We start from the raw sequence: 10,797 nt of genomic DNA, 5'->3' as shown, positions 1-10,797 counted from the left end.
GAGCAATTGTCCTTTTTTTAAAGCCTACTTTTTTAAAGCAGATAAAATTAAAATATAAAAAACTGATTTTCAATTTAATAAGAAATAAAAAAGTCCGATTTTAGTTTTTATCGGACATTAATGATTTTAAATGTTAAACTTTCTGTAAGAAATTTTAACTTTACATACTAAAAGTGTTAATTCGCTGTTATAGAATTTTCTCACAGCTAATTACAACTTTTTTATGTTCAAACAATTTCTCTCTGTAGTTTTATTTTTATTTGTGTTTTGTGCTAATAGCCAGAATTTTATCATCGTAAAGGGTAAAATCATTGACGAAAGCACCAAATTACCACTCGAATCGGCAACAGTTTATCTCACCTCCAAAAAAGATTCTACCGTTATTGATTACACCATTTCAGAAAAAAATGGAAATTTTGAAATCATAACCCGAAAAAGTAACGAAACAGTTGTTTTAAAAGCATCATTTCTAGGTTATCAAAATTTTAAAAAAGAAATCAGCAGTTTAAATGAAAACCTTGAATTGGGGACAATATCACTTATTGAAAGTGGCACTTCATTGGATGAAGTGGTCGTTAAGGGTGAAGCTCCTCCCATCCGCATTAAAAACGATACCTTGGAGTTTGATGCGGCATCTTTTAAAGTGGGAGCCGATGCCAACGTAGAAAAATTAATCAAACAGTTACCCGGAGTAGAAATTTCTCCTGAAGGTAAAATCACCGTCAACGGAAAAGAAGTGAATCAAATTTTGGTCAACGGAAAACCTTTTTTTGGGAAAGACGGTAAAATAGCTACACAAAACCTTCCCGCAGAAATCATCGAAAAAATTCAGGTTGTGGATACCAAAACGAAAGCAGAGGAACTTTCCGGAGAAGCAGCATCTTCTGAGGAAAAAACCATTAACCTAACGATACAAGAAGATAAAAACAAAGGTTTTTTTGGCAAAGTCATGGGAGGCTATGGTTCCGATGAACGATATGAATCCAGTTTGTTGCTTAATTGGTTCAAAGGCGAACGGAAACTCAGCGTGTTAGCATCGGCAAACAATATCAATTCGGTAGGATTTTCGATGAATGAGATTTTTGATAACATGGGCGGAGGAAGAAACTCATCCGTTTATGTGGGTGACGATGGTTCTTTTGGAATTAACGGGATGAATTTTGGTGGAAATAACGGTTTAACTACTTCTAATTTAGTCGGAATTAATTTTGCCGACAAATGGTTTGAAAAGGTTGATATGAGTAGTAATTACTTCTTTACGAATGCCGAGACCGACAACGTAAGTAGATCATCACGGACTAATTTATTACCGAACGAAACTACTTTTACAGAGTCAAATTCTACTTCAAATCGAATTGGAAATTCACATAACTTGAGTTTTGATTTTGAGGTAAAATTAGACTCCACTGCGACCATTTATATGAGCCCAAAGTTCGTTAGAGCAATGAATAAAGATCGTTTTACAAGTGGTCAGGAAACACGTAACCAAACCGATGAGCTTTCTAACGAAAGTAATTCCATTTCGTTTTCAGATGTTGATGATACTTCCTTTGAAAACAATATTTATTATTACAAATCATTTAAAAAGAAAGAAAGAGGATTTTCTGCTTCTTTAAGTAATGAACACAAAAAAACAACAACATTTTCTAATTTGAATTCGTCCACTTTTTATTATTTAACAGCTGAACCGGATGATATTCGGAATCAGAATGTGTTCCGAAGTAAAGATTTTAATAAGGTAGAAACCGAAATTCGATATGGCGAACCCATCACCGATTCATTAAAATTAAGTTTGGCTTCCGAAATCACTTATTATGCATCAAAAGATTCTGATGCGACTTTTGATTTTGATGAAGTTTCCGGCAATTATTCTGAGTTTAATGCTCCATTATCTAATGAAATTAATTCGAGTGTACTAAAGATTTATCCTTCTGCCGGTTTAAACCTGACAAGAAAAAAAATTCGAGCCCGATTTAATGTTGGTCCGGAGTTTGTAACCTTTAAAAACGAATCAGATTATCTATCGGTCAACACACGATTAGATAAAAACTATGTTTTTCCGAGGGCTTCTGCCAACTTGAGTTATACCATCAGCAAAAGTAAATCCATCTATACAAACTATAATTTCAGGATGGAGTTGCCTTTAGCTAATCAATTTCTACCCGTAGAAAATCTTTCTAATCCGTTGAATACAATTGTTGGTAACGGCGAATTAAATCCTACGCAGCAACACTCTTTTTATTCTAATTTTAACAACTACGATTGGCAATCTCGCAGTGGTTTTTTCTTTTATGGCGGTATGACACTTTCAAAAGATCAAATAGTATCTTCCACGGTTTTTGATGAAAGTTTTAGAGCACAAACCACCTACGAAAATGTGGATAAAGGTTTGAACAGTTACATGGGTGTTTCGTGGAGTAAATCGTTTAAAAAAGAAAAACGAACGCTTCGCATCAGTACCGGATTTGACTCCGGTTATAACCTCAATCAAGGGTTAACTAATGCCGAATTGTATGAAGCAAAAGGCTGGCGAATTGAACCAAGAGTTAATTTGAATTGGAGTATTGAAGAGCTAATTACCATCGCTCCGTCCTATAGTTATACTTTTAATTCAACCGATTTTAAGAATTATGTAATTGAAAATGCAAACAATTTTGTACATCGATTCAAAATGGAGTTTACCAGTTATTGGCCCAAGAAAGTGGTTTTTGGAAATGATTTTGGTTATACGTACAACTCCAACATTGCCGATGGTTTTCAGAAAGATTTTTATTTATGGAATACTAGTTTAGGGTATAATTTCTACAAAGACCGATTGCTTGCCAAGGTAAAGGTTTACGACGTTTTAAATCAAAATGTGGGTGTGCGAAGAACCATCACACCAACCGCAATTACCGATGCTGAAAATATTGTTTTGCAGCAATATGTGATGTTTTCACTAACTTACAAATTAGATAAATTTGGAGGTAAGAAAGAAAACGAAGGCGGAATGTTCTTCTTAGATTAAGATAAAAAATAAATAAGAATGCCCCAAATTGATAACTTTTTGGGGCATTTTTTATATTTAAATTTCTTATTCTACCAACTTCCTCCGGCTCCACCGCCACTAAATCCCCCTCCACCAAATCCACCTCCGAAACCTCCTCCAAATCCACCTCCGGATGAGCCTCCACCAAAGCTTCCGCCTCCGCCTCGACCCAAACTGCTCAAGATGATAATATCGGCTAAATCAGGTCCGGAAAAACGCCCTGAACCACCATTTCGGTTATTTTTTGAACCTTTTGAAATGATGATAAAAAGAATTACAATAAAAACCAAAACGAGAATAACCGGAATTCCGTTTCCGTTACTTTTGCGACTGCCTTTGTATTTTCCTTTTAATACATCAAATATAGCATCAGCACCTTTGTCTAAACCACGGTAATAACTTCCTGCTTTAAATTCGGGAAGAATCACATTTCGGACTAATTCACCCGTAATTCCGGCAGTAAGTCGGTCTTCCACACCATAACCGGCGGAAATATGAATACGTCGGTCGTTTTTAGACAGTAAAATAACAACTCCGTTGTCTTGTTCTTCACTACCGCCAATCCCCCATTCTTGTCCCCATCTTGGGGCTAATAATCCAATATTTTCACCCTTTAAATCATCAATGGTAATCACTACAATTTGTGTAGTAGTGCTGTCGGAATAACGCACGAGTTTTTCTTCTAGTTCTCTTTTTTCACCTTCTGATAAAACCTTTGCATAATCATATACACTGGTTTGAAAACTGGGAACGTCAGGAATTTTAAATTGAGCAAGGCTAACCTGAAACGGTAAAATTATCAACGCTAAAATCCAGTATATTTTTGTGGTCAATTTCATTTATCCTTTGGATATTTCGTTAGAAAGTTCGTTTGTGTCATCCGAATCATAAGGAAAAAACTCTTTCAAACGTTCGCCGGCTCTACTAATTCCAAGTACCAAACCGTCTTTGAATTTTTTATTTATAAAGTTCTCAATCACAATGTCTTTTGTGCATTCCCAAAAATCACTTTCTACCACATCATCAATTCCACTATCACCAATGATAGCAAAAGTATGATCTGCTACACCCACATAAAACAAAACACCATTTCGTGCTTCGGTTTTATACATTTTTAAGGAATCAAACACCTCCCTTGCACGAGCAATAGGAGGTGTATCGGAATGATTTTCAATGTGCACACGGATTTCTCCGGACGTGTTTTTTTCTGCCATAGCAATCGCCTGAACAATTTCTTGTTCTTCTGCTGCAGTAAGAAAATTTTCTGTTACAGACATGATTTAGAATTTTACTTCAGGAGCTTTTTCAGCACCCGGTTCAGCATCAAAATACGGTTTCTCTTTGTATTTTCCTAAAAATAAATTGTTTGGAAATTTCAAAACATGATTGTTATATCCTTCCACGGTTTCATTAAAACGAACACGAGCAGTCTGAATGGTGTTTTCAGTACTGGCCAATTCGTCTTGTAATTTCAAGAAGTTTTGGTTGGCTTTTAATTCCGGATAGGCCTCCACTGTCACCAAAAGTCTGGATAGAGCAGAAGAAACACCGCTTTGGGCTTTATTGAATTCTGCTAATTGTTCCGAAGTAACATTTGTTGGATCAATTGTGGTTTGTGTTGCTCTTGAACGAGCTGAGATAACTGCTTCCAGTGTACTTTTTTCAAAGTCAGCAGCACCTTTTACCGTGTTAACCAGGTTTCCAATTAAATCACTTCTTCTTTGGTAAGACGTTTGCACATCTCCCCACGACTTATTGACAGCTTGACTTTTAGTAATAGCTGTGTTTTGAATTCCAACTACATAGAATCCGATGATAAGAATAAGTCCGACAATAATCCCGACAGGTAATAACCATTTTTTCATTTTATTTGTTTTTTTAAGGTTCTAAGTTTATAAGTTACTGAGATTCTGAGTAACTGAGTTTATTATATTTTTAATTTCTAATTTCTTTTTCTACAATCCCTCTTTAATTTGTGTCAGTTGGGCTTTTATTCCTTCTAGTTTGCTGATAATTTCAAATTTATCCAACGTTTTTTTCTGACCTTCTTTCAGATGGGTTTTGGCTCCTTCCAAGGTAAACCCACGTTCTTTCACCAAATGATAAATTAATTGAAGATTTTTTACATCTTCCGGGGTAAACATTCGGTTGCCTTTGGCGTTCTTTTTCGGTTTAAGAATATCAAATTCTTTATCCCAAAAGCGAATCAAAGAAGCGTTCACGTCAAATGCTTTGGCCAGTTCGCCAATGCTGTAGTATCGTTTTTCTGGTAAGTTCAAATGCATTAGTCGAGTGCTTGGTTTTCTTGGTTAGCAATTTTTGAAATGGCAATGTATTCTTCGGCGGAAATGCTTCCGTAGTAAAAATTGATTGGGTTAATCGGCTCACCGTCTTTGTGTACTTCATAGTGCAAATGTGGAGCTTCACTTCTTCCTGTACTTCCAACGTAACCAATAATATCACCCCGTTTTACTTTTTGTCCAACTCTTGCTTTGTATTTACTCAAATGTGCATAATAGGTGGTGTAGCCAAATCCGTGTTTGATAATGATCAAATTGCCAAATCCGGACATCGAATTGTCGGCTCGTTCTACCACACCATCACCGGTAGCATAAACAGGTGTTCCTGTTTTGGCGGTAAAATCCATTCCGTTATGCATTTTTCTGATTTTAGTAAATGGGTCATTTCGAAAACCGAAACCGGAAGCCATACGCGTCAAATCTTCATTTTTAACCGGTTGAATAGCCGGAATGGCAGCAAGCAATTTTTCTTTCCCTTTGGCAAGCACTAAAATTTCATCCAACGATTTGGATTGAATAGCCAATTCTTTCGAAATCATATCCACTCGTTTGGTTGTGTTGATTACCAATTCTGAATTGTCATATCCTTCTAATTCTTTGTACCGATTTACTCCGCCAAATCCTGCTTTTCGTTGTTCGGTTGGAATGGGAGAGGAGTTAAAGTAGATGCGGTATAAATTGTTATCGCGTTCTTCTATACTAGCAATCACTTCATCCAATTGGTCCATTTTTTTATTTAGAATTTCATAACGAAGCTTCATGTTCTCAATTTCACGTGCTTGTAATCGGTCTTTTGGCGTTTCAAAATAGGGCGTATTCAATAAAATCACAAAACATAAAAACCCAAATAAAGCCGATGAAAGCAGAAATAAAGCTACATAACCAAACTTCCTCCCTTTTTTTGGGCTGATTTTTTTGTAGGCTAAACTTTCTGTGTCGTAATAATACTTTACTTTCTTCGACATTTCTTAAATTATACTATTTTTGTGCTTTCAAAATAGATTAGACGAACAAATTTAAGAAATGTTTCATTCTAAAGCTAATTTAATTTTTTATTGAAAGCATGCGTTTTTAGACCATAAAAGCCATATTTCAACTTAAATATTGTCTAACTATTTGGAAATTAAACACCGAACAATTTTTTACAATGAAATCACACGATATTCGCAAGCAGTTTTTGCAGTTTTTTGAAAGTAAAGGACATTTAATCGTTCCTTCGGCTCCTATTGTTCTAAAAGATGACCCAACCTTGATGTTCAACAACTCAGGAATGGCTCAGTTTAAAGAATATTTTTTAGGAAATGCCGAACCCAAAAGCAAACGAATTGCCGATACCCAAAAATGTTTACGTGTTTCCGGTAAGCACAATGATTTGGAAGATGTTGGGTTTGATACCTATCATCACACGATGTTTGAAATGCTTGGAAACTGGTCGTTTGGTGATTATTTTAAAAGAGATGCCATTAATTGGGCTTGGGAATTGTTAACGGAAGTCTATAAAATACCGAAAGAAAATTTATACGTTTCTGTTTTTGAAGGAAATCCGGAAGAAAATGTGCCTTTTGACCAAGAAGCGTGGGATATTTGGAAGGAATTGATTGATGAAGACCGCATTATTTTAGGAAACAAAAAAGATAATTTTTGGGAAATGGGCGATCAGGGACCATGCGGACCTTGTTCTGAAATTCATGTCGATTTACGTTCGGAAGAACAAAAAGCGAAAGTTTCAGGAAAAAGTTTGGTGAATAACGACCATCCCCAAGTAGTGGAAATTTGGAATAATGTTTTTATGGAATTCAATCGTAAAGCCGATGGAAGTCTTGAAAAATTACCCGCTCAACATGTAGATACCGGAATGGGTTTTGAGCGTTTGTGCATGGCGTTACAAGGAAAAACTTCCAATTATGATACGGATGTTTTTACACCATTGATTGAAAAAGTAGAACAAATTACAGGTTTGAAATATACTTCCAACGAAGTAAAAAACGTAACAGAAGAACAAAATAAAATTAATATTGCGATTCGAGTAATTGTTGACCATATCAGAGCGGTTGCTTTTGCGATTGCCGATGGTCAATTGCCTTCCAACACCGGAGCGGGTTATGTGATTCGTAGAATTTTACGTCGTGCGATTCGTTACGGATTTACTTTTTTGAATACGAAAGAACCTTTTATTTATGAATTAGTCGCTGTTTTAGCAAATCAAATGGGCGAGTTTTTTCCTGAAATTAAAAAGCAACAAGCTTTAGTTACCAATGTGATTCGGGAAGAAGAAGCTTCATTTTTAAGAACGTTAGATCAAGGTTTGCAATTGTTGGAAAATGTAGTTTCTGAAACCAAAGGAAATGAAGTTTCAGGAGCAAAAGTATTTGAATTGTATGATACGTTTGGTTTTCCGAAGGATTTGACGGCATTGATTTTAAAAGAAAAAGGATTTACATTCAATGAAGCAGATTTTGAAACAGAATTGCAAAAACAAAAAGCCCGTTCTCGTGCCGCTTCTGAAGTTACCACAGACGATTGGAAAATCTTAATCGATGGAAATGTAGAAACTTTCGTGGGTTATGACCAAACGGAAAATGAAGTAAAAATCACGCGAATCCGTAAAGTAGATTCAAAAAAAGATGGTATTTTATACCAAATCGTTTTAGATAGCACACCATTTTATCCTGAAGGAGGAGGACAAGTGGGTGACAAAGGAACATTAGTTTCAGCAAATGAAACCATTGAAATCATCGACACAAAAAAAGAAAATAATTTGATTTTGCATTTTGCGAAACAACTACCTGAAAATCTTACTGCTGCTTTTGTGGCGAAAGTCAATACCGATTTAAGAACGTCAACTTCCAAAAATCACTCGGCTACCCATTTGATGCATTTGGCTTTGCGAACGATATTAGGAACACACGTAGAGCAAAAAGGTTCATTGGTAAATGCGAATTATTTGCGTTTTGACTTTTCGCATTTTTCAAAAGTTTCGGATGATGAAATTAAACAAGTAGAAGGTTTTGTTAACCAACGAATTGAAGAGCAATTACAACTGGTTGAACATAGAAATATTCCAATTCAGCAAGCGATGGCACAAGGAGCGATGGCTTTGTTTGGCGAAAAATATGGCGACACTGTTCGTATGATTGAATTTGGCAACAGTAAAGAATTGTGTGGTGGCATTCACGTGAAAAACACAGCCGATATTTGGCATTTCAAAATCATTTCAGAAGGAGCGGTAGCAGCCGGAATTCGCAGAATTGAAGCGATTACAGGCGATGCAGTGAAAGATTTCTATAAAAACCAAGAAAACACTTTAGCAGAGTTGAAAGAAACCCTCAAAAACCCGCAAGATATTTTAAAATCGGTGGTTTCATTGCAAGAGGATAATGCCAAATTGAAAAAGCAAATTGAGCAATTATTGCGTGAAAAAGCAAAAAACTTAAAAGGAGAATTAGCTTCAGAATTACAAGAAATTAACGGCATAAAATTCTTAGCCAAACAAGTGGATTTGAATCCGGAAGGAGCAAAAGATTTGGCTTATGAATTAGGTAATTTGGGTACTAATTTATTTTTAGTTTTGGCTACAGCTGAAGAAAATAAACCAATGTTGACCTGTTACATTTCTAAAGAATTGGTTGCTTCATACAATTTAAATGCCGGACAAGTCGTTCGCGAATTAGGGAAATATATCCAAGGCGGCGGTGGCGGACAACCTTTTTTTGCTACTGCCGGTGGTAAAAATGTAGAGGGGATTAAAGAGGCGTTGGAGAAAGCGGTTGATTTTATTAAATAACTTTCAATGAACTTCCGCACCCCAATCACTATACCTAAAAGCAATCATCCCATCGATTATTATTCGAAGGTGGTGACGATAGGTTCATGTTTTTCAGAAAATATTAGTACTAAATTAGAGCAGTATAAATTTCAGCAATACAACAATCCGTTTGGTATACTTTTTCAGCCCGATGCCATTGAAAATGTATTGTTACGTGCTGTAGAAATGCGATTGTTTACCGAAGCCGATTTGTTTTTTGAAAACGAATTATGGCATTGTTTTGAAGTACATTCCGAGTTGAACAATCCCGACAGAGAAGATATGCTCATCAATTTAAATGGCATTTTGACTTATTTAAACGGACAACTTCAAGCTTGTACACATTTAATTATTACGTTAGGAACGGCTTGGACGTATCGGTTTTCGCACACTCAAAAAAGAGTGGCCAATTGTCATAAAATCCCACAGAGCAATTTCACAAAAGAATTGTTAACTGTTGAAGAAATCACTACTTCGTTAAACAACATCCAAACTAAAATAACAGAATTCAATCCCGAAATAAAGTTTATTTTCACTGTTTCTCCTGTTCGTCATTTAAAAGACGGTTTTGTAGAAAACCAATTAAGTAAGTCCCATTTAATTTCGGCATTACATTCTTCCATCTCCCAGCTTCCGTCTTACAGCTATTTTCCAAGCTATGAAATGATGATGGATGATTTACGCGATTATCGATTCTATGCTGAAGATATGTTGCATCCGAATCAAACGGCGGTGGATTACATTTGGAAGCATTTTGTGGAATCTCATATTTCGTACCACGTTTTTCCAATTATGTTGGAAATAGAAAGCATTCAGAAGGGATTACTACATCGACCTTTTAATCCGAATACAGAACAACATCAGCTTTTTGTTCAAAAATTACACGAACGAATCGAGCAACTGCAGGAAAAATATCCTTTTTTAAATTTGACCTAGTCGATTTATTTTTTCCATTTTTATCATTTATAATCTCGAATTGTTAAAATACGGCATCTGCCTTATTTTTTTGTTTTTCATTTTACAAGATGTTTGTACCATTCAATTTTTAAATCATCTACGAATGAAAACAAATGTTAGAATAGTTTTACTTTTCATGGTCATCTTTAATTTCTCACTCATTCATGCTCAGGGAATAGGAGAATTCAAACCGAGCACCCAGGATTATGGTACAGGAAAATTAAAAAAGAATGCTAAACGAATTTACATCGCCAGTTTTAATGTGAATTTTGAGGTGTACAAAGAAGCAATTAATTACAAAGCATCCGGCGGATTTGGAGGCAACGTTAAAGGTGAAGCGATGGCAAGAGGAGCAATTGGATTAAATGGTTTGCTTCAAGAAGATATTCAAGCAAAAACAAACCAACTTTATAACGAGTTTGTTGCCGATTTAAAGGCAAAAGGTTTTGAAATTATATCTCCGGAAGTAGCTTCAAAAACCAGCACTTATGAAGGTTGGGAAAAAGAAACTGGACCGTATGTTGTAGAATCAGGATTACCGGGAGTCATGACAGCTGTGCCCGAAGGATATACTTTTTTTATTGTCCGTTATTAGTCATAACCCTGTAATGCTTGCTATCACTAGCCTGTCGAATAATTTTTCTTCAAAATACCGTCTATTAAGCTTGTAAACGAACTCATTTAGGTATAATTGTAAATATTTTCCT

General features: G+C 35.7%; 9 protein-coding genes and 1 pseudogene. 4 read left to right on the top strand and 6 right to left on the bottom strand.

All coding sequences use genetic code 11. The annotated features are described in order from the left end of the window. Nucleotides 1-223: 223 nt before the first annotated feature. Nucleotides 224-3,007, top strand: a complete 2,784-nt coding sequence (locus ACIQ0M_RS14730; RefSeq protein ID WP_396153586.1) for an outer membrane beta-barrel protein — start codon at nucleotides 224-226, stop codon at nucleotides 3,005-3,007. A gap of 71 nt (nucleotides 3,008-3,078) precedes the next feature. Here ACIQ0M_RS14730 and ACIQ0M_RS14725 read toward each other — a convergent pair whose 3' ends face one another. The 5 genes from ACIQ0M_RS14725 to ACIQ0M_RS14705 form a co-directional block, all read right to left on the bottom strand. Next, nucleotides 3,079-3,867, bottom strand: coding sequence for a TPM domain-containing protein (locus tag ACIQ0M_RS14725; RefSeq protein WP_396153584.1), 789 nt, complete (start codon nucleotides 3,865-3,867; stop codon nucleotides 3,079-3,081). Further along, nucleotides 3,868-4,305 carry a TPM domain-containing protein gene (locus ACIQ0M_RS14720; RefSeq protein WP_396153582.1) on the bottom strand — a complete coding sequence of 146 codons (438 nt, stop codon included), beginning with the start codon at nucleotides 4,303-4,305 and terminating at the stop codon, nucleotides 3,868-3,870. A gap of 3 nt (nucleotides 4,306-4,308) precedes the next feature. After that, nucleotides 4,309-4,893 carry a LemA family protein gene (locus ACIQ0M_RS14715; protein WP_396153580.1) on the bottom strand — a complete coding sequence of 195 codons (585 nt, stop codon included), beginning with the start codon at nucleotides 4,891-4,893 and terminating at the stop codon, nucleotides 4,309-4,311. 90 nt (nucleotides 4,894-4,983) lie between these two features. Next, a complete protein-coding gene (locus tag ACIQ0M_RS14710; RefSeq protein WP_396153578.1) occupies nucleotides 4,984-5,313 on the bottom strand; it encodes a MerR family transcriptional regulator in 330 nt (109 codons plus the stop codon). Then, a complete protein-coding gene (locus ACIQ0M_RS14705) occupies nucleotides 5,313-6,293 on the bottom strand; it encodes a M23 family metallopeptidase (RefSeq protein ID WP_396153576.1) in 981 nt (326 codons plus the stop codon). Before ACIQ0M_RS14705 ends, ACIQ0M_RS14710 begins: the two co-directional genes overlap by 1 nt. 182 nt (nucleotides 6,294-6,475) lie before the next feature. On the opposite strand from ACIQ0M_RS14705, the gene alaS reads away from it, so the two are divergent. The 3 genes from alaS (at nucleotide 6,476) to ACIQ0M_RS14690 (ending at nucleotide 10,685) form a co-directional block, all read left to right on the top strand. Then, complete coding sequence (gene alaS / locus ACIQ0M_RS14700) at nucleotides 6,476-9,112, top strand: alanine--tRNA ligase (RefSeq protein WP_396153574.1); 2,637 nt, start codon at nucleotides 6,476-6,478, stop codon at nucleotides 9,110-9,112. A gap of 6 nt (nucleotides 9,113-9,118) precedes the next feature. Beyond that, entirely contained in the window at nucleotides 9,119-10,069 is a 951-nt protein-coding gene (locus tag ACIQ0M_RS14695) for a GSCFA domain-containing protein (protein WP_396153572.1), read from the top strand. Nucleotides 10,070-10,193: 124 nt separating this feature from the next. After that, nucleotides 10,194-10,685, top strand: a complete 492-nt coding sequence (locus ACIQ0M_RS14690) for a hypothetical protein (RefSeq protein WP_396153570.1) — start codon at nucleotides 10,194-10,196, stop codon at nucleotides 10,683-10,685. On the opposite strand, the pseudogene ACIQ0M_RS14685 reads toward ACIQ0M_RS14690, so the two are convergent. Further along, a pseudogene (locus tag ACIQ0M_RS14685) lies at nucleotides 10,686-10,797 on the bottom strand (IS1595 family transposase); the annotation flags it as partial.

The organism is Flavobacterium sp., assembly GCF_044339515.1.
Lineage (GTDB): Bacteria > Bacteroidota > Bacteroidia > Flavobacteriales > Flavobacteriaceae > Flavobacterium.
The sequence above is the reverse complement of the archived record's forward strand: the minus strand, read 5'-3'. Positions and strand labels throughout refer to the sequence as shown.

Coding starts and splice junctions, on each gene's coding strand:
- ACIQ0M_RS14730 (WP_396153586.1), top strand. CDS start 224: ATGTTCAAACAATTTCTCTCTGTAGTTTTATTTTTATTTGTGTTTTGT.
- ACIQ0M_RS14725 (WP_396153584.1), bottom strand. CDS start 3,867: ATGAAATTGACCACAAAAATATACTGGATTTTAGCGTTGATAATTTTA.
- ACIQ0M_RS14720 (WP_396153582.1), bottom strand. CDS start 4,305: ATGTCTGTAACAGAAAATTTTCTTACTGCAGCAGAAGAACAAGAAATT.
- ACIQ0M_RS14715 (WP_396153580.1), bottom strand. CDS start 4,893: ATGAAAAAATGGTTATTACCTGTCGGGATTATTGTCGGACTTATTCTT.
- ACIQ0M_RS14710 (WP_396153578.1), bottom strand. CDS start 5,313: ATGCATTTGAACTTACCAGAAAAACGATACTACAGCATTGGCGAACTG.
- ACIQ0M_RS14705 (WP_396153576.1), bottom strand. CDS start 6,293: ATGTCGAAGAAAGTAAAGTATTATTACGACACAGAAAGTTTAGCCTAC.
- alaS (WP_396153574.1), top strand. CDS start 6,476: ATGAAATCACACGATATTCGCAAGCAGTTTTTGCAGTTTTTTGAAAGT.
- ACIQ0M_RS14695 (WP_396153572.1), top strand. CDS start 9,119: ATGAACTTCCGCACCCCAATCACTATACCTAAAAGCAATCATCCCATC.
- ACIQ0M_RS14690 (WP_396153570.1), top strand. CDS start 10,194: ATGAAAACAAATGTTAGAATAGTTTTACTTTTCATGGTCATCTTTAAT.